This window comes from Nocardia goodfellowii (genome assembly GCF_017875645.1).
Classification (GTDB): domain Bacteria; phylum Actinomycetota; class Actinomycetes; order Mycobacteriales; family Mycobacteriaceae; genus Nocardia; species Nocardia goodfellowii.
The window spans coordinates 1,650,904-1,672,123 of the sequence record NZ_JAGGMR010000001.1; the positions used below are offsets into that span (position 1 = coordinate 1,650,904).

The 21,220-nt window shown below is 67.4% G+C and carries 16 protein-coding genes; 5 read left to right on the forward strand and 11 right to left on the reverse strand.

Annotated features, from left to right (window positions below):
- The first annotated feature begins 260 nt into the window (after positions 1-260).
- On the forward strand, positions 261-746 hold the full coding sequence (locus BJ987_RS37160) for a hypothetical protein (protein WP_245365851.1): 486 nt from the start codon (positions 261-263) through the stop codon (positions 744-746).
- 48 nt (positions 747-794) lie between these two features.
- Entirely contained in the window at positions 795-1,328 is a 534-nt protein-coding gene (locus BJ987_RS07095; RefSeq protein ID WP_209885832.1) for a YdcF family protein, read from the forward strand.
- A gap of 15 nt (positions 1,329-1,343) precedes the next feature.
- Here the strand turns inward: BJ987_RS07095 and BJ987_RS07100 are convergent, their stop codons facing one another.
- Positions 1,344-1,631 carry a hypothetical protein gene (locus tag BJ987_RS07100; RefSeq protein WP_209885835.1) on the reverse strand — a complete coding sequence of 96 codons (288 nt, stop codon included), beginning with the start codon at positions 1,629-1,631 and terminating at the stop codon, positions 1,344-1,346.
- A gap of 236 nt (positions 1,632-1,867) precedes the next feature.
- Entirely contained in the window at positions 1,868-2,557 is a 690-nt protein-coding gene (locus BJ987_RS07105; RefSeq protein WP_209885838.1) for a hypothetical protein, read from the reverse strand.
- A gap of 205 nt (positions 2,558-2,762) precedes the next feature.
- On the opposite strand from BJ987_RS07105, the gene BJ987_RS07110 reads away from it, so the two are divergent.
- Complete coding sequence (locus BJ987_RS07110) at positions 2,763-3,992, forward strand: acyl-CoA dehydrogenase family protein (protein WP_209885842.1); 1,230 nt, start codon at positions 2,763-2,765, stop codon at positions 3,990-3,992.
- The gene (locus BJ987_RS07115; protein ID WP_209885845.1) at positions 3,992-5,137 is read left to right on the forward strand and encodes an acyl-CoA dehydrogenase family protein; all 1,146 of its coding nucleotides are present in this window, start codon (positions 3,992-3,994) and stop codon (positions 5,135-5,137) included. Before BJ987_RS07110 ends, BJ987_RS07115 begins: the two co-directional genes overlap by 1 nt.
- A gap of 154 nt (positions 5,138-5,291) precedes the next feature.
- Here BJ987_RS07115 and BJ987_RS07120 read toward each other — a convergent pair whose 3' ends face one another.
- Positions 5,292-8,489 carry a (Fe-S)-binding protein gene (locus BJ987_RS07120; protein ID WP_209885848.1) on the reverse strand — a complete coding sequence of 1,066 codons (3,198 nt, stop codon included), beginning with the start codon at positions 8,487-8,489 and terminating at the stop codon, positions 5,292-5,294.
- Between the two features lie 530 nt (positions 8,490-9,019).
- On the opposite strand from BJ987_RS07120, the gene BJ987_RS07125 reads away from it, so the two are divergent.
- Positions 9,020-9,757, forward strand: coding sequence for a DUF8020 domain-containing protein (locus BJ987_RS07125; protein WP_245365852.1), 738 nt, complete (start codon positions 9,020-9,022; stop codon positions 9,755-9,757).
- Between the two features lie 72 nt (positions 9,758-9,829).
- Here BJ987_RS07125 and BJ987_RS07130 read toward each other — a convergent pair whose 3' ends face one another.
- From BJ987_RS07130 to dnaJ, 8 genes are all read right to left on the reverse strand, one after another.
- Positions 9,830-10,672 carry an NRDE family protein gene (locus tag BJ987_RS07130; protein WP_209885855.1) on the reverse strand — a complete coding sequence of 281 codons (843 nt, stop codon included), beginning with the start codon at positions 10,670-10,672 and terminating at the stop codon, positions 9,830-9,832.
- Positions 10,673-10,743: 71 nt separating this feature from the next.
- Positions 10,744-12,030, reverse strand: coding sequence for a trypsin-like serine protease (locus tag BJ987_RS07135; RefSeq protein WP_209885859.1), 1,287 nt, complete (start codon positions 12,028-12,030; stop codon positions 10,744-10,746).
- A 76-nt stretch (positions 12,031-12,106) separates the two neighbouring features.
- Positions 12,107-13,471 (reverse strand): S1 family peptidase, encoded by a 1,365-nt coding sequence (locus BJ987_RS07140; protein ID WP_209885862.1) that lies wholly within the window; start codon positions 13,469-13,471, stop codon positions 12,107-12,109.
- A 127-nt stretch (positions 13,472-13,598) separates the two neighbouring features.
- Entirely contained in the window at positions 13,599-14,741 is a 1,143-nt protein-coding gene (locus BJ987_RS07145) for a hypothetical protein (protein ID WP_209885865.1), read from the reverse strand.
- Between the two features lie 40 nt (positions 14,742-14,781).
- Entirely contained in the window at positions 14,782-17,334 is a 2,553-nt protein-coding gene (locus tag BJ987_RS07150; protein ID WP_209885867.1) for a LuxR C-terminal-related transcriptional regulator, read from the reverse strand.
- 531 nt (positions 17,335-17,865) lie between these two features.
- The gene (locus BJ987_RS07155) at positions 17,866-19,035 is read right to left on the reverse strand and encodes a globin domain-containing protein (protein ID WP_209885870.1); all 1,170 of its coding nucleotides are present in this window, start codon (positions 19,033-19,035) and stop codon (positions 17,866-17,868) included.
- 532 nt (positions 19,036-19,567) lie between these two features.
- The gene (locus BJ987_RS07160; protein ID WP_209885873.1) at positions 19,568-19,981 is read right to left on the reverse strand and encodes a heat shock protein transcriptional repressor HspR; all 414 of its coding nucleotides are present in this window, start codon (positions 19,979-19,981) and stop codon (positions 19,568-19,570) included.
- Positions 19,981-21,141, reverse strand: a complete 1,161-nt coding sequence (dnaJ, locus tag BJ987_RS07165) for a molecular chaperone DnaJ (protein WP_209885876.1) — start codon at positions 21,139-21,141, stop codon at positions 19,981-19,983. The genes BJ987_RS07160 and dnaJ overlap by 1 nt, the downstream gene beginning before the upstream one ends.
- Positions 21,142-21,220: the final 79 nt, after the last annotated feature.

Here is a 21,220-nt window from a genome sequence, read left to right on the forward strand (position 1 = left end):
ACCCGTGGCAACATCAGGTGTACAAGCGGTGGTCGGTGTTGTGACCTGCGGCTTTGTTCATACCGGTCCTGGCGCGCCGGTGCGGCGAGCAGACTGACCGTTGGATTGATTCCCACCGATCGTTGGGGGATCGACCCGGTAATCAGTGGAAAAGCAACGGCATCGATCGATCAAGGGCAGCATCTTGGCACCCGCACAAACTCCTGTCGGGGGGAGTACGCGCTGCGGTCCGATCGGCAGTCGTCCAGGAGTACTGATATATGAACTTTCCGCAACAGTTGCCCAAGAAGCGCACCCCGGTGTGGGTGTGGATTGCCGCTGTGTTCGGCGCGATGTTGGTCGTCGGCATGATCGGCAACGCCGTCGACGGCGGCAAAAAGGACGCGGCACCGGTTGCCGCGGTTGCCTCCGCCGCGCCGAGCGTGCCCGCGGCAGCGATCACCACACCGGTGGCGTCTCCCCGCGTGACAGCGATCGCCCCTCCACCGACGACTGCGGCCAAGCCGGCCGCGCCGGTGGCCATGCCGAGTGTTGTCTGTTTGAATCTGCAAGCCGCCCAGAACGCGATACAAGCCGCCGGTGTCTGGTATTCCCGATCCACCGACGCCACCGGTAGGGGGCGAATGCAACTGTCCGACCGCAATTGGATTGTGGTCGCGCAGTCGCCTGCGCCCGGGGTGCTCATCGGTGAAGGGGATGCCGTGCTGTCCGTAGTCAAGACCAGCGAGCCGAATTCGTGTAACTGAACGCGGGCATGAAGGGTCGGTGCAGGTCATGGCGCTAGCATCGGCCTGATGCGACGGAAGATGACCGCTCCGGCGTTGCTGGTCCTCGTCGCGTTGACTGCGGTGGTGGCGGCGCTGTGGCCGGTCTACGTCAGTCCACGCACCGACCCGCCCGCGCCCGCCGACGCCATCCTCGTCCTGGGCGGGGCCCATGATGGGCGTGAGCAACTCGGGCTGCGATTGGCGCGCGACGGTTACGCGCCGTGGGTCGTCTTCTCCGACCCCTACACCAACAGCCCGATGATCAACCGAATATGCCACGGCGGCTACAGCTTCCGGGTCAGCTGCTTCGACCCGTCACCGCGCACCACGCGGGGTGAGGGCCGGGGACTGTCGCGGTTGGCGCAGCTCAACGGTTGGCGGCGCGTCATCGTGGTCACCTTCACCCCGCACATCTCGCGGGCGCGCTACATCCTCGAGAAATGCTGGTCTGGCGACCTGCTGTTCGTCGACCCGCGGCCGCGGTTGTCGGTGGCTCGCTGGGCCTACGACTACGTCTACCAATCGGCGGGCTTCGTGAAGGCCTACTTCGAGGACTGCTGAGCTGTAGGAAGTCACCTATTGCCGGGGCATCGGCCCGCCCGGACGGCGCATGACCGGTACCCGTTGCGCGCGGTGCGTCGCGAGGACTTCGAGCGCAGCGAGGCCCTTGCGCCGGAACGCCGGCGGGACCACGCGCCACGATGCGTGACTGGGCTGCGACAAATCGGTCGCGATCGCGCGGATTCGGCTTTGATCGCTACCTGTCATTCTGGCGGCGTCGGTGCGTGGTGATTTCAGTATCAGCGCGCCGGGAACATCGGGAATGCTGAGAGTCATCGAACTGTCTTGCTCCAGGTCGACCATGCAGTTGACGGTCTTTCGCAATGCCGATGTTCCGGCTGGTACCTGGAAGACCTGGCGAGCACCGACGACGGGCTGACAGCTCGGAGCCAAGTGATCCGCGACCATCACGTCGATGCATTCCGGCCCGCGGGCGAAGCGGTGCACCGGGGCTGTTCGCTCGGCGACCTGGGCCCAAGGCGGCCCCCACCCGCCGCTCGGCGTAGGGATCTGCCAGAGCGGTCGTTCGCGGTGGCCGGTCACTGGACCGTCATTTTATCGAGAAGCTCGGCGAGATCGCGCAGACCCGCTGAACGTTCTCGGGTGTCGAGCGATGCGGCGAGATCGAGCGCGATCGCGGCACGCGGAGTCTTTCCCCCAGCGAATGCGTGCTCATGGCTGACGACCCGCAGGGTTACCGGCCCAGCGGGATCGTCGAGCAGACTGAATTCCTCGATCACGGCCGCAACGGTGTCTGCGGCAACGTAGCCATCCAGAGCGGCGGTGGCGTTGGTCAACCCATGTGCGCGTTGTTCGCGCGCACCGAGGGCAAAAGCCCCTGAGGGAGCTATGTATTCGGCGAGTTCGTCTATCAAGGCTGGATGACAGTAGAACCGGCGTACCTGGGCGCGGTTGCGGGCCAGATAAGCGAGGTCTTCAGGACCGGTGCCGGCCAAGCGATGCGTCAGACGGAGTCGTTGGGCCGCTGTGATCCAGGTGGGGTTGTCTCCGGATAGCGTCGCCAGCGCTGCCCACGCGATCCGTTCAGTCCAGGGCCGCCCCGGGCGCCGGTGCTCTTGGACAAGCCGGTGCACCGACTCTGCCTCGAGGAGAAGAGTTCGCCCGGCACGACGAGAGATTTCGAGATGTCCGGCTGCGGCCAAACGAGCTGCCTGACGCTGCGTTACTTGCAGAAGTTCTGCTGCCTGGGCCGTTGTGAGCTCCTCCATCATTATATGGTCGCTCAAAAGACCATATGTGTAAATAGCGGTTGGCTATGTAAGCAGTGACCATAGCGCATCGGCGCAGAATGCCTGGTTAACTGCGGGCGGGTGGCATCAGTTTGATTTCGGGGGTGGGCGGGCTTACATTGACGGCTGGTGGGCCGGTTCTGGCCTGCGGTGATGCAGTGTGGCAACCCCTCTGGGAGGGCAGATGGAATACGACTGGTCAGCTGAAGATCTGGCCTTCCGGGATGAGGTTCGGAGCTTCCTCGAGGCGAAGTTGACGCCGGAGTTGCGGCGGGCCGGGCGGTTGGCGACGAGTGTGTATCCCGATCATGCGGCGAGCATGGAGTGGCAGCACATCCTGCACGCCAAAGGGTGGGTGGCGCCGGCCTGGCCGGTGGAGTTCGGCGGGCAACCATGGAGCTTGACCCAGCACTACATCTTCGGGCGGGAACTGACGCTCGCCGGCGCGCCGATGCTGTCGCCGATGGGCATCCGGATGGTGGCGCACGCGATCATCGCGTTCGGCACCCCGGAACAGCAGGCGTACTTCCTGCCGCGCATCCTGACCGGAGAAGTGTTCTTCTGCCAGGGGTACTCCGAGCCGGAGTCGGGATCCGACCTCGCCTCGCTGAGCATGGCCGCGATCGAGGACGGCGATGACCTGATCTGCACCGGCAGCAAGATCTGGACGACGCACGCGACCGAGGCCAACTGGATCTTCTGCCTGGTGCGCACCTCGCGCGAAGGCAAGAAACAGCAGGGCATCACGTTCCTGCTCATCGACATGACCACCCCGGGAATCGAAATCCGGCCACTGGTCATGACTTCCGGCGAAGAAGTGCAGAACCAGGTCTTCTTCGACAACGTGCGAGTGCCGAAAGCCAACGTACTGGGCCGGATCGACGAGGGCTGGACGGTCGCGAAGTATCTGCTCATTCACGAGCGCGGCGGCGCGTTGTCGCCGTTCCTTCAGGTGATGGCGGAGGATATCGCCGCCGTGGCCGCGGAACAGACCGGGCCGGACGGCAATCCGCTGATCGATGATCCGGCGTTCGCCCGGAAACTGGCCGAGGCCAGGATTCGGACCGAGGTGCTCGAAATCCTGGAATACCGCACACTTTCGGCGATGGCCCACGGTAAGAACCCGGGCCCGGCTTCCTCGATGCTCAAGGTGCTCGGCACCGAACTGAGCCAGAAACTGACCGAACTGAAGCTGGAGGCGGCGGGACCGCGCGGCCGGGTCTACCAGCCGCACGCGGCCATGCCGGGTGGACCGGTCACCGAATACACCGCACCGGCGGACGGTTACGTCAGCGGCGCGGACTGGCAGGCGGTCGCGCCGCTGCACTACTTCAACGACCGGGCCGGCTCAATCTACGCGGGCAGCAACGAAATTCAGCGAAACATCCTCGCCAAAGCAGCATTGGGGCTCTGATGGACTTCTCACTCACCAAGGAGCAGGAACTCCTGCGCAAGGCGGTCGCCGGGTTTCTCAGCGCCCGTTACGACTTGGAGCGCAGCCGCGGCGCCGTGAAGACCGGCCCCGGCTGGCAGCCCGCCATATGGCGCGGATTCGCCGATGAACTCGGAATTCTCGGGGCCACATTGCCCGAGGACGTGGACGGCATGGGTGGCGGCCCGGTCGAATTGATGGTCATCGCCGAAGAACTCGGCCGCGCACTGGTCGTCGAACCGTTCGTCGACACGGTGGTGATCGGTGCGGGGCTCCTGCGCCGCTCGGGCGGTAAGCAGGCGGATTCGATACTGCGCCAGATTGTTTCGGGCGAATCGCGTACCGCCTTCGCCGCGCTGGAACCGGCCTCGGGCCACACGCTGCACGATGTGGCGACCACGGCCCGCCGCGACGGTGACGACTGGGTGCTCGACGGCACCAAGGTCGTGGTGACCAGCGCGCCACTGTCGACGCACCTGATCATCGCCGCCCGTACGGCCGGGGACCGCCGCGACAAGGCCGGAATCTCGCTGTTCCTCACCGAATTCGACGTCGCCGACCCACCCGCCGGTGTCGAGGTGCACACCTACCGCACCATCGACGACCGCCTCGCCGCCGACCTCACCTGCACCGGACTCCGGCTCCCGGCCGACGCGCTACTCGGCGCCGAAGGCGCGGCCTGGGACGTCATCGAACCCACGGTGGACGAAGCGATCGCGGCGATCTGCGCCGAGGCGGTCGGCTGCATGAGCAAGGTACTCACCGACACCGTCGAATACACCAAGCAGCGCCAGCAGTTCGGTGTTCCGATCAGCAGCTTCCAAGCCCTGCAGCACCGCATGGTCGACATGTACATGGAGCACGAACAGGCCATCGCCGCAACATATCTGGCGATCCATTCGCTCGGCGGCACGGCCGCGGCCCGAGCCAAGGCGGTCTCGGCCGCCAAGGTCACCATCGCCCGCGCCGCCCGCTTCATCGGCCAGAACGCCGTCCAGTTGCACGGCGCGATGGGCATGACCGAGGAACTGGCCATCGGCCATTACTTCAAGCGACTCACCGCCATCGAATCCGAATACGGCACCAGCGACGCCCATCTGGCCCGTTACGCGGCCCTGACCCGCTGACTCCATGCTTCGCACCCCGGGCTCACCCCCGGGGTGCGAAGCATGTCGTTCGCCGACCGACTGCGAACCGTGCGGCACGACGCCCCAACGGTGGGGCGGAAAGCAAATCGGCCCGGATCCGTGAGACGGATCCGGGCCGAATGTTGTTCAGTTGTCAGTTCTTCCGGCCGGGGGCCTTCGCACCGGACTTGAAGCCGAGACCGCCTGGCTTGGCGGTCGGCGGTGCCACCCGGGTGCCGTTGCCGTTGGCGGGCTGATCCGCTTCGGCGGTCGGCTCTGCGGAAGCAGGCTCCGGTGCGTCTCCAGCGGTAGCCGGTTCGGGGGAAGCCGGTTCGGGGGAAGCCGGTTCGGGGGAAGCGGCCGCGGGGGCGGCGGTGCCCGGAGCCTTGGGACCGGGGCGCTTGAAACCGGACTTCATGGCCAAGCCCTTGGGCGCGACGGTCGGCTTGATCTCCTCGGCGGCAGTCGAAACCGGCTCGGCGGCAGAGGTTTCCGTGGCGGCCGGTTCCGTCGTGGCAGCCGGTTCCGAAGCGGCGGGAGCCTTCGCACCCGGGGCCTTGGCCGCGCCCTTCATAGCGAGACCCTTGCCCGGGGCTTTGGCGCCGCCCTTCATGCCGAGGCCCTTGACCGGCGGAGCCGACGGGGTTTCGGCGGCCGGGGTTTCGGCGGCGGGAGCCGCGTCATCCTTGGCACCGGGAGCTTTCGCCGCGCCCTTCATGGCCAGACCCTTGCCGGGAGCCTTGGCCGGACCCTTCATGGCGAGACCCTTGACCGGAGCCGCGGGCTTCTCCTCGGCGGCCGGTTCGGCTGCCTTCGCACCCGGGGCCTTGGCCGCGCCCTTCATGCCGAGACCGCCGCCCGGAGCCTTCGCCGGACCCTTCATGGCGAGACCCTTGACGGGCTTCTCGTCCGCGGCCGGTTCGGCCGCCTTCGCGCCGGGAGCCTTGGCGGCCCCCTTCATGCCCAGTCCGCCGGGCGCCTTGCCGCCCTTCATGGCCAGTCCGCCACCGGACGGCTTGGCCGCGGGAGCCGCAGGAGCCGCGGTCTCCGCCTCGGCGACAACCGGCTCCGGCTCGGGTTCGGCCTTCTTCTCCTTGGGCTGCTGGATGACAACCAGATTCTCGCCGAGTTGCTTGGCATCGACCCGGGTAATCGCGTCCAGCATCAGCTGCGACACGTCCACGACCTCGACACGGTCGGCGGCGTCCATGTCGTCCTGGCGGGCGGTGACGCCGTCGGACAGCATGACGCGGCAGAACGGGCAACCGGTCGCGATCTTGGTGCCCGCACCGGGCGAGGAATCGATGGTGGACAGCGCTTCGTCGACGCGGTCGACGTTGATGCGCTTGCCGAGCTGCTCTTCCATCCACATGCGCGCACCACCGGCGCCACAGCACATGGAACGTTCGCCGTGCCGCGGCATCTCGATCAGCGTCGAGCCCGAGGCCTCCATTAGCTCACGCGGTGCGTTGTAGACCTTGTTGTGCCGGCCCAGATAGCAGGGGTCGTGGTAGGTAACGTTCTGTGTCACCGAGGCCACCGGCACCAGCTTCTTCTGCCGCACCAGGCGATTGAGCAGCTGGGTGTGGTGCACGACCTCGTAGGTGCCACCGACCTGCGGGTACTCGTTGTTCAGCGCGTTGAAGCAGTGCGCACAGGTGACGACGATCTTCTTCTTGTTCTGCTCGACGCCGTCGAAGACCTCGTTCAGGGTCTCGATGTTCTGCTGCGCGAGCTGCTGGAACAGGAACTCGTTGCCCGCGCGGCGGGCCGAGTCGCCGGTGCAGGTCTCGCCCTGGCCGAGCACCATGAACTTGGTGCCCGCGGTGGCGAGCAGTTCGGCGACGGCCTTGGTGGTCTTCTTGGCCCGGTCCTCGTAGGCGCCGGCGCAGCCGACCCAGAACAGGTACTCGTAGCCGTCGAACGAGTCGGCGTCCTTCCCGTACACCGGGATCTGGAAGTCCATCTCGTTGATCCAGTTGAGGCGATCCTTGGCGTTCTGGCCCCACGGATTGCCCTTGTTCTCCAGGTTCTTGAACAGACCCGCGAGCTCGGAGGGGAACTCCGATTCGATCAGCACCTGGTAGCGGCGCATGTCGATGATGTGGTCGACGTGCTCGATATCGACCGGGCACTGCTCGACGCAGGCGCCGCAGGTGGTGCACGACCACAGCACCTCGGGGTCGATGATGCCGTTGACGTCTTCGCCGCCGACCAGCGGCCGCTCGGCTTCGGCCTTCGCGGCGTCGGAGATCTTCGCCAGCGCGGCCTCGTTCGGCTTGCCCTCGGAATCGACCAGGCCGATCTCGTCGCCGCCCATGTCTTTGCGGCCACCGGCCAGCAGGTACGGCGCCTTGGCGTAACCGTGGTCGCGCAGCGACATGATCAGCAGTTTGGGCGACAGCGGCTTACCGGTGTTCCAGGCCGGGCACTGCGACTGGCAGCGGCCGCACTCGGTGCAGGTGGTGAAGTCGAGAATGCCCTTCCAGGAGAAGTCCTCGAGCTTGCCGGCGCCCATGATGTCGTTGTCGGCGTCGACGTTCTCCATGTCCAGGATCTTGCCGTTGGACATCATCGGCTTGGCCGCGCCGAGGGCGACGCCGCCGTCGTCCTCGCGCTTGAAGTAGATGTTCGGGAAGGCGGAGAACCGGTGCGTGATGACGCCCCAGGTGACGTTGCGGCCCAGGTACCACAGGAACGCCATGCCGGACATCAGCTTGATGAACGCGAAGATCGACACCATGGTCGGGCTCGCGGGCAGCAGCTTCGCCACCTGCATGGTGAAGAAGTCGGTGGCCGGGTTGGCATGCCCGTAGGTGGCGATCTTGCCGGCCTTCACGAAGATCATGCCCAGGCCCTCCATCAGGCCCACGGCCTCGATGAAGTAGGCGGCGGTGAAGTTCGAGCCGCTGAAGCGCGACAGCCGCTCGGGGACGCGCGGATGGTTCAGCTGCCGGATGGTGATCAGCGTGAGAATGCCGATGACCGTTCCGATACCGAGGACCTCATCCCACAGGTGGTAGGCCGCGGTGTCGCCGATGATGGGCCAGTGGAACTTCGGATCGAAGGTCTGGCCGTAGGCCTCGAACCACAGCATGAAGCCGCCGAGGAAGCCGACCATGAAGATCCAGTGCGCCCAGCCGACGGTGCGGAACTTCACCATCCGGGTGTGCGCGACGAACTCCACGAGCATCTGCTTGAAGCGCGGGAAGAACGGACGCCACCGATCCGGCGCGGACTGGCCGACCATGATCGTGCGCACGACTTTGGTAACACCACCGAAGAACGACGCCCAGCACGCAATGCTGAGCACCGCCCCAATCGTGCCCAGCGACACTGTCAGGGCATTCATGTCGCGACCTTTCTTTCGAGGCAACACGAGCTGTCGTGGTCATCGCTCGACCACGGGTTGGCTCGTATCGTAACCGCCAGTAAGTTACCCACCGGTAACTTATGTGACCCATTGTACGATCGGCAGTTGCGTAGTACCCCCACTTACTGGGGCTTGACCTGCAAATTGCCTGTGAGCAATTTCACCGGATCGGTACCCATCCCTCGTGAGTCCGGGCGGATTACCACGGTAAACGGCAGCGGTGTCACTACCTGCGGTAAGGCCAGGCTTAGTGCATGGGCGTTATCCCCGCCGTGGCCGAAATGTGCTGATGGCGTAATGGTTCTCGCATCTTTGCTGCGATTGGATTACGCTCAGCTCGTTCTGTCTGCATAAGCCTGTCTTCGCGCTGCTCGGGGAGAATCCGCAAGGGCCCAACCACCTTTCGGATTGATGAGCGCTCTCGCGTGACGAAGGCAACGGCTCGCGGGCGACTCTGATGAAGGATTGGAAACTGAATGAACTTCCGCAGAACCACGGCGGCTGCAGCGTTGGTCGTCGGTGCGATGACCGTGGGTATGGGGACCACATACGCTGAACCGGCCGCGCCGGCTCCCGCCGAGCTCAAGTACTCGGTGAAGCTGGTGGACAAGACCATTGTCACGAAGCTGCAGGGTGGAAAGTTCGAGCTTTCGACGATGGAGGAGCTGGCGACCGACCCGGCTGAGAAGCCGAAGGTCACCGAGATTGCCGAACTGAGGGATGGCAGCGGCAATCTGGTCATGAGCTTGCCGATGACGTTCAACATCGCGGGTGTCGAGGTTCCGGTCAAGCCGGTCCTCAAGGAAGACGCTCAGGTCCTCGAACTGACGCCGGAGCAGCTGACGCCCGAGCAGCAGGCCCTCGTCAAAGAGAAGCCGATCAACACGGTCCAGGTCAAGCCGATCGCCTCGCCCATCGAGAACCAGCGGGCGATGAACGAGTTCTCCAGCCAGTTCGGGCTCGCCACGGCCGTCGGTGGTTTCGTCGGCACGGCTGTCGGTGCGGTAATCGGCACCATCGCCGGCGTCGTCACCGCAGCCGGCACGTGCGTCGCCCTGATGGCCTGCGTCATCGTCGGGATCCCGATCATCGTGGCGTTCGCCGGTATCGGCGGCATTCTCGGAACCATCGCCTTCGGTGCGCCCGCCCTGGGCCTCGCCGGCATGGATCTGCTCAACACGATGCAGGCCGAACCCGGCACCAGCAAGTGGAGCGAAGAGAACATGAAGGCGGACCAGCCGAAGTAGCGGCTCGCACCGCGTAATCCGAGTGGCCCGTTCCCGGTCTGGGAGCGGGCCACTCGGCGTTTGCCGCCCGGGTCAATCCGGCAGAGCGATATTTCCGCGGAAGGCCACGCTGCCCGTGGGCCGCCCCAGCTGACCGAAGGACCGCTCCGCCATCTCGAACGTCCCGTCCTCGCGCACCAGCAAGACGGTGCTCGCCCGGGTGCCGTGCGCGGAATGCGAAACAAAGCGCGCCGAGGCGGCTCGCTCCAGGTCGCGCGGAATCCCGGTCTCGGGCAACTGATCGTCGGGGGCTTCCGTCCGGTCGGCCAGCACCTCGAAATAGCGCTCGAGCGCGCCGGGTTCGGACTGCACTACTTTGCGCAGCCCGTCGATACCGTCGCGCACCTTCGGCCAGATCGGCTCCGGCGCGATCGGCTCCGCGCCTGGTGTGGGTGCGGACGAGGCCAGCGAACGGCCGTTGGACAGGCCGTGGAAGCCGGGCGCCAATTCCCGGGGCTGCCCGGGCCGGCCGTTGGAATGCCACCAGAGCGTCGCCAGATCCGAGACCACCACGTGGTACCCGTTGTAGTCGTCCGGCGCGGCAGCGACCTCGTGAAGGTACTTTCCGGGGCCGCCGAGATCTTGGTCGCCGCCGAGATAGTCCATGAGCAGCGCGCCCCGCGAACGCGCGTCGGCGCGTTCGCCTTTCGGATTGCGCACATTCGTCACCGCCGCGAACCGCCCGGCCACCGTAGCCAGACCGAGCCAGGTGCCGATGCCGCCGCGGGCACCCAGATCGCGCCCGGCCACAATGCCGGGCACCTCCGGCCACCAGCGCATCGGCTCGGTGGGCCGGGTATAGAACTCATCTCGGTTGGCCGCGACGATCAGCCGGTACTCCGGATGCGCGCGCCAGCCGAGCAACACCAAACACATACCTTCAGCGTGCCCCACACAAGCGAAAAGGCCGACAGCGCACGGCTGTCGGCCTTTTCACAGGGCTGGTGTCAGTTGGTGTTGACGCGCAGGCCCGGGTTGTCGGAAAGCACCACGTCCAGCGGCTGCGCGAACAGCTGCGGCGTATTGCCGGTGAGCACGCCCAGGAACTCGGGGATGGCGCAGATCGGGTAATCGGCGACCGAGGACGCGCTGGAGATGCCGAGCGCCTGGCGGCCGGTCACGATCGGGCCGCCGCTGTCACCCGGCAGGGCGCAGATGTCGGCGGAGAAACTCTGGGTGAGTTGACGGTCGCCGACCTGCACGGTCTGGTCGACGGCGTTGACCACGCCACAGCTGAAACCGGTGCGCGACCCGGACTTGCAGACCGGGGCGCCGACCACGGGGGTGGCCACGCCTTCGATGACGATCGGCGCACCGTTCGTCTTGACGCCACTGTTGTTGAACCGGGCGCCGTCACCGTCGATCCGCACGATGGAGTAATCCTGGCTGCCGAGCACCGACTTCTGGAAAGTGCCGAGCTGCGGGCCGATCTTGTCGCCGGCGACGAGTTCGTGCACGGCGGTCGGCTGATCGAGGGCGGGGTTGCAGTGTCCGGCGGTGATGTTGACGGCCTTGCCGCCGAGGGTGCCGTTGAAGCCGAACGAGCAGCGCAGCGAGGCGCGGCCCGCGACCGAGGCGAAGCCGTCGCCGCCGGTCAGCGAGGAGCGGTTGATATCGCCCGCGATGGGGGCGGCCTCGGGCAGCTGCTCGGCGGCCACCGGCGGCGCCGTCACCAAGACCCGGGACGGGTCGATGAAGCTCGGCATCGGCAGGCCGGGCTGGTCGACCCGCACCGCGATGCTGTTGTTGACGGTGTCGATCGCGACGCCGCGGATCAGGGCGGCGACCGGCTCCGGCTGCTCGTCCAGCCAACGCTGGAACGCGGACTTCTCGCCGCGCAGCGCGTTCTCGCTCTTGGCGACCGTGCGGACCTCGAAGCCGGCGTCCTGGGCGGCCCGGCGGGCCGCTTCGGCATCGGGACCCTGAGTCAGCGCGACCACGCCCTGTCCGGCCTGATCGAGCCAGGAGCCGCCGTAGACCTCGGGGAACTGCCGCTGCGCGGTCGTCGCGAAGGCCGCCAGCTGCTGCGACAGATCGGCCCGGCGCAGGTACTCCTCGGGGGAGATCTTCAGGTCACGGGCGACCGCCGCGACCAGTTCCGCGGGCAGGGCGGGCGCCGGGGCCGGTTCGGGCTCCGCGTTCGCCACCGCCGCTGTGGGAGCGAACAGCAGAATCGCCGCCGAGGCGGCGATCGCGGATTTCGAACGGAACTTTCCCAGACGTGGCAGACGCATGCCGAAACTATATGGGGTCCGGTCCGGTATCACTACTCCAAAGACGCTGTTTCGCCGAACTACCGACCCGGGCGTGTCACCCGGCGATCGGACGGGTGCGGACGGTGATGCCGCTGCCGACACCGCCACCAGCGGAGGCCTCGATATCGGACAGGATCGCGCGGATCGGAATGCCCAGCGTGGCGGTGCCACCGAACGGGGCCAGCGCGGTGTTGGCCTCGGTGCAGTTCGGCGCGTCGGCGGCGTTGGAGCCACTGGTGATGCCGATCGCCAGCGTGCCCGAGACGATCGCGCCGCCGCTGTCGCCGCCCAGGGTGCAGGCCGAGCTGGCGAAGCCGCGCACGATCCGGCTGACGCCGTCCGCGGTGTAGAGCTGGGTCTCGACCCGGTCGGCGACCACGAATCCACAAGTGAACGTAGAGGATTGGCCGGACTTGCAGACCGGGGCGCCGGTGATCGGCTCGGCGGTGCCGGTGATGTTCAGGGTGGTGCCGTTGGCGCCACGCACCGTCGGCTGGTCCATGCCCGCGCGGATCGCGCGATCGGTCAGCTGGATCACCGAGTAGTCCAGGCCGCTGTCGCCGCCCACCTTGGCCGCGACGAAGGTGCCGAGCTCGGGGCTGTTCGGGATGTCCTTGATGTTCGGGTAGTAGACGGTGGCCTTGTCGTCGGCCTTGTCGAGATTCGGGTTGCAGTGCCCGGCACTGATATTGAGCGCGTTACCGGCCGCGTCGGTGCTGTTGAAGCCGAACGAGCAGACGTCCACGCCCTCCAGCGAGGCATCGCTGAGCGCCTTGGGCGCGCTGATGTAGGTGTCGCCGCCCATCGGACGGCGTTCCACCGGACCGCCGCCGCCGGGCGAGAGGATGACCTTCACGTTGGCGATCAACGTGGGCAGGTTCAGCGCGTGCCCGACGGTGGTGTTGGCGACGCTCAGCACCAGCTGGCTGTTCAGGAAGTCGATGGCGACGGAGTTGATCGCGTCGGACAGGCTCACCGGCAGCGTGGCGATCCACTGATTCACCTGTGTCAGCGAGGTTTCCAGTTTGGCCGCGGACACCGGGGCCAGGCGGGTCTGATAACCGGCGGCCGCGGCGATCTGCGCCGCGTCCGGGGACGTCACGGCCACAACGGGTTTGCCGTCGGCGCCGATCCACGCCCCGGCGTAGGTCTCGGGCTGGGCAGCCCGGAAATCGCGGGCGTACACACTGAGCTGCTGGGCCTTCGCGGCCCGCGACAGATATTCCGCCGGGGACATCTTCAGATCGCGCTCGATGGCCTGAGCGAGTTCGGCGGGCAAGTTTTCGACGGTCAACTGCGCGGGTTCCGACGGTTCCGCCGAAGCGGGCGTGGTGGCGAGGACAGGAGCGAGGAGAACGGTCGTGGCGAAGCCGATCGAGGCTGCCTTGACCGCGGCGCGACGCGCCACCAGCTTGCGCATGAAGTCCCTTCGTAGGCACAGGAGTGCCAGCTACATCCGTGCACCAGATCCGTTGGCGCGCAGTCTTACCGATCAGCGCATCACTTTAGGGCACAAACCCGGGTTGGTCGCTACCGAATCGATCGATTCAGTTCGGCGACGGTACCGGGGGGTGCGGGGGCGACCAAATGTTCTGCGGCCGGTCCCAATCGTCCCAGGGCACGTCCTCGTCGTCGTTGAAGGGGAAAGGACGCGTGGTCGTGGTCCGGCGCGTGGTCGTGGTCGTGGTGGTGGACTCGGTGGTGGTGGGTGGCGGCGGTGGCGTGGTCGTCGGCTCCGGGGTTTCCGTGCTGGTGATGGTGATCGGCGGCGCGACGGCCGGGGGCGTGGTGGCCGGCGGCGTAGTTGTCGGGGGCGGCGGCGTGACCGTCACGGTCACCGTCACCGGCTCGGACTTTCCGTCCCGCACTTCGGGAACTTCGGTAGCGGACGCGTCGCGGAACAGCACGGCGACGCCGATGCCACCGAGAATCAATCCGAGCAGCACCGCGGCCGCGATCAGCAGCGGAATACGCCGGTCGCGCTGCTCGGCGGGCGTCTGGGGATCGGCTGTCGTGCCGGCGAGCGTTCCGGTGGCGGCCGGCGACAGCGCGGCGATCGGCTCGACGGCGGGAGCGGCCGCGGAGTAGGCCTGTGCGCCCACCGCCGACGCGGGCACCTGCGGAATGATGTCGGTGACCACGGTCGAGTTCTCGGCATTGGTCGGATCCGGCGGCGTCGTCCCGGCCGGCGTCGCGAGCACCGCCGCCAGCGCGGCGCGGGCCGCGTCGTAGGCGAAGGATTTCCCCGGCTCGGCGGTGTCGGCCGGCGGCAGGTCCGCCTCGCTGACCAGCACCACCGACCGCAGGCCGAGATAGTCCAGGGCTTCCCGCAGCGCCTGCACGTCCTGGGTGAGCCAGTGCGCCGGATGGGTCGCGTAGAACTCGGCGGGACCGCTGAGATGTTCGGCGGTCAGGTTGATCAGGCAGAACAGGGCGGTCGCGACCAGATCCTCGGCCCGGTAGGCCTCGCCGTCGTCGACCGGAAGGCCGGCCGGATCACCGACCGAGGCGATGAATCCACTGATCGAATGCGAGTTCCCGGTCGGCGGCGGGCCACCGAGAACGGTGTCACCGTCCTCGGCCATGTGCAGGACCGACTCCCGGACGACGTACTGCAGGTCGCCGGCGTCGGTGGCGATCGCGGCGGTGCACTCGTCCTCGGCGATCCGCAGGCCCACGCCAGTGGCCATCCCAATTCCTCGCTTCGCTCTGGATCGACCCGCGCGATGACTACACGGGTAGCGAGCCCTGCTGGTGAGCTGCACACCCCATGGCGCGGAGCATCGACAATAACTCCGACCGCGATGTCGCACCGATCCGGCGTCGGATCCGGGCGACATGATGCTCCACGGTTTTCGCGGAAATGTATAGCCGTGCGCCGATCTCCCGGTAGGTGAGGCCGAGCAGGACCAGCTCGGCGACCTCGCGTTCGCGTTCGCTCAGGACCGCTTCCGCGTCGGCGGCGGGCGCGGTCCGGTCCCGGCCGGGATCGGCGAGCACCGGATGCTGCTGCGGGCGCAACTGGGAGCGGGCCGCGCGAGCGAGTTCGCCGAGAGCGGCGGCGGTGACGGCATCGGCCGCGGCGGCGGTAGCGGAGGCGGCGGCGAGTTGCGCGGCCTCCCGGGCGAGGCCGAAGTCGCGCAGCCCGGCCACCGCGGCCTCGACCCGGGTGGCCACGATCTGCTTGCGCAGCACCGAGATCCAGGTGCGGGCGGCGAGGGCGAGCGCGGCCGCGTGCCGATCACCCGCGGTGGCGGCGACGTCGAGCGGGCGGGTCGCGGCGAGCAGCCGCTCCGGGTTGTGCGCCGCGATCGCCGCCTGCACGGCGTACCAGTGGAAGATGTTGGCCCAGGCGGGTGGCTGGTGCACCCGGCGCAGCAGGGCGTGCGCGGACTCGACCAGCGGGGCGATGCGCCGTTCCTCGTGCAACAGCATGCCCGCGGTCCACAGTTCACCGATCGGCAGCATGGTGAGCAGGTCGGCGTCGACGGCGTCGAACAGCGGGCAGGCCGCCTGCCAGGCCTGGGTGAGCGCCCGGTGGTCGCCGGCCCGGCGGGCCAGTCCGACCACGACACCGTGGGCGAGTAGCCGGTCGCGGATGTCGAGCTGGTCCCAGTTGAGCGTGGCCGTGATCGCCGCGGCGCCCTGTTCGTCGCCGTCGAACAGGGCCGTCCAGGCCGCGAGCACCTGGAGCTGATGGCAGCGCAGGCCACCCGTGGTCGCGCGTTGCAGGGCGTCGGCCGCACGCTGTGGCGCGCCGGTACTCAGACAGAGCAGCGCCGCGATGGACACCGCGGTGCACGGCAGGAAGACATCCGCGCCCGGCCCGCTGTCGGCGGCCTGCACGAGCGCGGCAATGGCCGCGGCGATGTGGGTTTCGGTATCGGTCTCGGCGAGTGTGTCGGCTAGGGCGACGGCGATCAGTCGCGCCTGGGCGCTGGCTTCGGTCGGGGGCCAGTGCGGGGCCGATTCCGCCAGGTTCGTCGCCGCGGCGGTATCGCCCGCGAGGTAGTGCACGGTCGCGCCGATCGCCCAGTCCGCGCCGGTGCGCTCCCGGCCGAGCCAGGTGTAGAGCTGGGCGGCGCGGCCGACGAGCCCGCGCCGGGTCAGTACGGCGGCGCAGATGCGCACGGCATCGGCGAGATCGGGTCCGGTGCTGCCGGAACGGTCGAGCAAGGGTTCGGCCAGGCGCATCGCGGTCTCGCCGTCGCCGGTCTGCGCGGCGGCTTCGGCCCAGCGCAACGCCATTCGATCGGGGTCGGCGCCGGCTGCCGCGGCCGCGGCGTAATACCGCACTGCCTCCCGGCCGGCGTGTTCCGCGGCGGTACAGAGGAATTCGGCCAACTGCCGGTCCCGGACGCCGGATTCGGCGAGCAGGAGCGCGGTGTGATCGCGTAGTAGCCCGGCTTCCAGGCGCGCGGTGAACAGGCGCCGCTGTACGGCGAGATAGCGATGGTCACCGAGCAGCGTGCGCAGCGGCGCGATCGCCGGGGCCAGCAGGAGGTCGGCGTCGGTGACCAGGGCGGTGGCCCGGGCCCGGTCGATCAGGGCCTGCGCGGCCGCGGACTCCACGCCGAGCACCGCGGTGAGTTCGCTGGAATCCAGGCCGGTGCCGGTGGTCGCGACGGCCAAAGTCTCCAGCAGGTCGGGGGCGAGATCATCGAGCAGGGCGCGCGCCCAATGGGTGACGGCCCCTTCCACCGCGGGGATGCTCGCGTCGAGCCGGGCCGAACAGGCGGCGGCCAGCGCGGTGACCACGCCGCCCCGGATACCGCCGGTCTGCTGATGGATGTGCTGGGCCACGTGCAGCGGCACCGTCATGCCGAGTTCCCGGGCGAAGGGGCCGATATCGGCGACGCCCAGCGGTCGCAGGTCGAGCACCCGGCCGCGCCGCGACACCGCGTCGGTCAGCGCGCGCAGGTTCGGGTCGTGCGGGCGCGGCTGGATCGCGACGACGATTGTGGTGCGGCCGGTTTCGATCAGACCGCACAGCGCGCGCAGCTCCTCGGGGCCGAGCGTGTGCGCGTTGTCGATGAGCAACGCGGGTCGTGACCCGGCCGGATCGGATTCCGGGCACGGATGGCAAACGGTGTCGCACAGTGCGATTCCCTGCTCGTGCAGGCGGGCCCGGATCGCCGCGAGCAAGGTGGATTTGCCGGTGCCGGAGCGGCCGCGGACGAGATAGACGGCCGGGGCGTGCGTGTTGCGGCGCGCCGCGGCGGAATCCAGCTCGCGGAAGATGTCTCGCGCACACGGCATCGTGTCGAAGGCGATGTCAGGCACGGGAATCTCCGATCATGTTTGCCAGCGCATAGCTTACCGGCCCGTGATCGACTGTCCCATCGGTTACGCAGTGACGCAACATATCCGGGCCGAATAGTGGCCTCGCCATCGAACAGTACCGTGCCCCCGTATCGCCGAAAATCCGCCGGGTAGTCCCTGTGATCGAATTCGACGCTGCGACAGTATCGCCGGTGGTCGGACGCTGTGTCATGGGTGAACCTCGTTCGAAACCGGATGCCCCGGCAATGCTGGTCTCGACATTCCGCTGCCGCGGAATCGGGGGCCGGAATGACCCACCCGCTATGTCGGTTGCTGGCAAACCGCCGTTACCGCGAAACGCCGATGCATTGTCCTCGATGATTCGATATTCGGCGCCGTCGAACCATTCCGGACAAAAAATACCGCGCGGCGTGATTCGCCGACCCGGCGAAGGCCGGGATCCAGGCCTAAAGCATGCGGATAGTCGTCACCCGCTTGGATCCCGACCTTCGCCGGGACGGCGAGATACCGCCCGGGCCAAGGGGATTCAGGTCAGTACAGAGGGTCGTGCCGGATGTTCTTGGTTTGCGTACCCGCTGCCATCAGGCGGAACTTGGTGGTTTGCACCATCGACGGAGAACCGGCGATTTGCACATCACGGTCCGCCCACGGGCCGAAGCTGGCGACCACCTTGCCGATCTGGCCGGTCATCTGCGGCTCGAGGCCGGGCAGCGGCGGCTCGTGTTCGCTGGAATCGAGGTGCCACCACGGGTTTTCGTCGTGCTCCGCGACCGGCGTGACGGTGAGCCACTTGTTGGTGGCGGCGAGCTTGCTCAGCGTCCGCAGGTCGTAGAGGTCGCAGGGGTGATGTCCGCCGACGAACAGGTGCACTTTCGGGTTGGTCCGGCGCTGTGCCATCTGCAGCAATTGGGCGCGCAGGGGCGCGATTCCGGTGCCGCAGCCGATCATCAGCATCTTGCGCTTGGTGTTGCGGGGTATGCCGAGCCCGCCGAGGGGTGAGCCGAGCAGCCATTGGTCTCCGACGTTCGTCTGGTTGACCATGGCCGGGCTCACCCACCCGCCGAGTACGCCGCGGATGTGGAATTCGATCTCGCCGTTGGCATTCGCGGGGACCGACGGCGAAAGGTAGCGCCACATCCGCGGCCGCGCCGGGACCTGCACGCTGACGTACTGCCCGGCGGCGTATTGAATCGGCTGGTCCAGCCGCAGCCGCACCACGGCCAGGTTGCGCAGCACCATGCGCCGCTCCAGCACCGTGCCGGTCCACACCGGTGGCGTGGATTCCTTTGCGGCGGCGCCGATCATGGTGTCGGTGATCAGCGTCAGGCCTTCGTCCCAGGCCCGGTCCACCTCGTCGGTCCACATCTCGTTGCCGGCGAAGCGACTCATCGCGGTTTTCAGCGCGTGCGCCACGGCCTGGTAGTGCTCGCTCTGCACACCGTATTTGCGGTGATCGCGGCCGAGTTGGGCGAGGAAGGGCAGGAGTTTGTTCGGTTCCTCGAGCCGGTCCAGCGCGTAGGAGATTGCCCGGACCAGGCGGTCGCGCTGGGAATCCATTGCGGCGGGGAAGAAATCGCGGCTCTGGGGGTACTCGGTGAACAAGATCGAATAAAAGGACCGGGCCAGCTTCTCGGGGCCGCTTTCCTCCGCAGCAACCGCCTTGAACGTGGTTCTGATCAAAGCGACAGTCCGCGAATCCATGTGCGTCACAACCCCATTCCGTGCTCGAACACAGCCCGCGCCAGCGAGTGAAAGTCGTATGGGTCACTCGACAGCAGCCGATGATTGGAGTCTAGGGGAGGTTTGCCAGCTACGGAATCGTTCGTCTAAACATCACGCGTGTAATTCGGTCAAAACGAGGATGCATAATGTGAAAACCATTGAATACCAACTGGTATTCAGCATTTGTGCCCTGAATCCGCCAGTTTCTCCTTGAATATGCACGACCCGAAATGCATGTTTCGCCCGGTTGCGCCCGCTGGGGCGACCAGGTGGCAACTGTGTGCAGATCGCCAGTTACCTTGACCCGCAACCACTCCGCATCCCATGACCTGGGCGGGGAGCGAATTCACCGGACGATCCCATAACCATGGCTCGCCAGCTAACTGCACCGGTTGCCAGCAAATCGGGCGTACGGTCGGCAACTATCGACCGGCAACACAAAACGGCCCCGGGAGCAGGCCCGCGCTTCGGCGGACCCGGCCCCGGGGCCGGTGCTGTTGCTGACCAGCTGCTAGCGCTGGTGTCGCGGCTTCCAGACCACCAGCGCCGTACTGCGTTGCGGTGGCGCGAAATCGGGCCGATAACCCGCCCGCGTCCGCTCCAGCTCGGCGGACAACTCCGCCACCCGCTGTTGCAGTTCCTCGACCTGGTTGGTCAATTCGATGATCCGCTTGATCCCGGCCAGGTTGACGCCCTCGTCCTGGGACAGCCGCTGCACCTCGCGCAGCAGCTCGACGTCCCGGGACGAGTAGCGCCGGCCGCCACCTGAAGTGCGTTGCGGCGTCACCAGGCCCAGACGGTCATACGTGCGCAGTGTCTGCGCGTGCATGCCCGCCAACTGGGCCGCCACCGAGATCATGAAGAACTCGGTCCGTGACGACGCCCCCGACCCCGAGCCGGGCGCCTTCCTCGGATCGTTGGACATTACGAACCTGCCCATCCTGCACGTGGATCGAAACCGCTGGCCTTCTCCGCCTCCTGATAGCGCTCCAGCGCCTGTTTGGCTTCGTCGTCCAGCTTCTGCGGTACTGCGACCTTGACGGTGACCAGCAGGTCACCGGCGCCGCCGCCGCGCTTGGGCACACCACGGCCCCGCACCCGCAGGATGCGTCCGTCCGCGGTACCCGGCGGTACCTTCACGCCGACGCGACCCTCCAGCGTAGGCACGGAAACCGTTGTGCCCAGCACCAATTCACTGTAACTGACCGGCAGCACCAAGGTCAGGTCGTCGCCGTTGCGGCCGAAGACCTTGTCCTGGCTGACGTGCACCGTGACGAACAGGTCGCCCGAGGGCGCGCCACGCAGGCCGGCCTCGCCCTGCCCGGCCAGCCGAATCCGCTGCCCGTCACTGACGCCCGGTGGAATCCGGACCGTGATGGTGCGGGTGCGGTTCTGGATGCCGCTGCCATGGCAGTCGACGCACGGGTCGTCGATGATCGAACCGGAACCCCGGCAGTCGTCACACGGCTCACTGAACCCGAACGCGCCCTGGTTGCGGCTGATCACGCCGGTCCCGTTGCAGTGCGGGCAGACCCGGGGACTGGTCCCCGGTTTCGCGCCGCTGCCGTGGCAGGTGGTGCACGGCGACGGACTGGTCATGCGCAGCGGCACGGTGACGCCCTGGGCCGCCTCGCGGAAACCGAGGGTCGTCTCGGTCTCCACATCGGACCCGCGGCGCGGTCGGCTAGCGGTCCGGGCGCTACCCCGGTTGAACAGGCCGCCGAACAGGTCCCCGAGGCCGCCGTCGGCGGCGCCACCGGCGCCACCGAAGATGTCCCCGATATTGAAGTCCTGCGAAAAGCCGCCCGTGGCACCGGGATTGAAGCCGCCACGACCGTAGCCGCCGCCCGCGAACAGCCTGCGGGTGTCGTCGTATTCCTTGCGCTTGGCCGGATCCGACAGCACGGCGTGCGCCTCGCTGACGGACTTGAAACGCTCCTCGGCTTTGGTATCACCGGGGTTGGCGTCCGGGTGCAGGTCACGAGCCAGTTTGCGGTATGCCTTCTTGATCTCGTCCTGCGTGGCGTTGGAGGAGACGCCCAGCTCCTTGTAGAAGTCCTTCTCGATCCACTCCCGTTGACTCACCGCGCGTCTCCTCCTCTCCTCGCTTCGCGGGCCGCACTACGCCCTACCCGGCTACGCTGCGCTACCGCCTCCGGGCGCT

Coding starts and splice junctions, on each gene's coding strand:
- BJ987_RS07120 (WP_209885848.1), bottom strand. CDS start 8,489: ATGAATGCCCTGACAGTGTCGCTGGGCACGATTGGGGCGGTGCTCAGC.
- BJ987_RS07095 (WP_209885832.1), top strand. CDS start 795: ATGCGACGGAAGATGACCGCTCCGGCGTTGCTGGTCCTCGTCGCGTTG.
- BJ987_RS07110 (WP_209885842.1), top strand. CDS start 2,763: ATGGAATACGACTGGTCAGCTGAAGATCTGGCCTTCCGGGATGAGGTT.
- BJ987_RS07135 (WP_209885859.1), bottom strand. CDS start 12,030: ATGCGTCTGCCACGTCTGGGAAAGTTCCGTTCGAAATCCGCGATCGCC.
- BJ987_RS07100 (WP_209885835.1), bottom strand. CDS start 1,631: ATGGTCGACCTGGAGCAAGACAGTTCGATGACTCTCAGCATTCCCGAT.
- BJ987_RS07105 (WP_209885838.1), bottom strand. CDS start 2,557: ATGGAGGAGCTCACAACGGCCCAGGCAGCAGAACTTCTGCAAGTAACG.
- BJ987_RS07155 (WP_209885870.1), bottom strand. CDS start 19,035: ATGGATTCGCGGACTGTCGCTTTGATCAGAACCACGTTCAAGGCGGTT.
- BJ987_RS37160 (WP_245365851.1), top strand. CDS start 261: ATGAACTTTCCGCAACAGTTGCCCAAGAAGCGCACCCCGGTGTGGGTG.
- BJ987_RS07130 (WP_209885855.1), bottom strand. CDS start 10,672: ATGTGTTTGGTGTTGCTCGGCTGGCGCGCGCATCCGGAGTACCGGCTG.
- BJ987_RS07115 (WP_209885845.1), top strand. CDS start 3,992: ATGGACTTCTCACTCACCAAGGAGCAGGAACTCCTGCGCAAGGCGGTC.
- BJ987_RS07160 (WP_209885873.1), bottom strand. CDS start 19,981: ATGTCCAACGATCCGAGGAAGGCGCCCGGCTCGGGGTCGGGGGCGTCG.
- BJ987_RS07145 (WP_209885865.1), bottom strand. CDS start 14,741: ATGGCCACTGGCGTGGGCCTGCGGATCGCCGAGGACGAGTGCACCGCC.
- BJ987_RS07140 (WP_209885862.1), bottom strand. CDS start 13,471: ATGCGCAAGCTGGTGGCGCGTCGCGCCGCGGTCAAGGCAGCCTCGATC.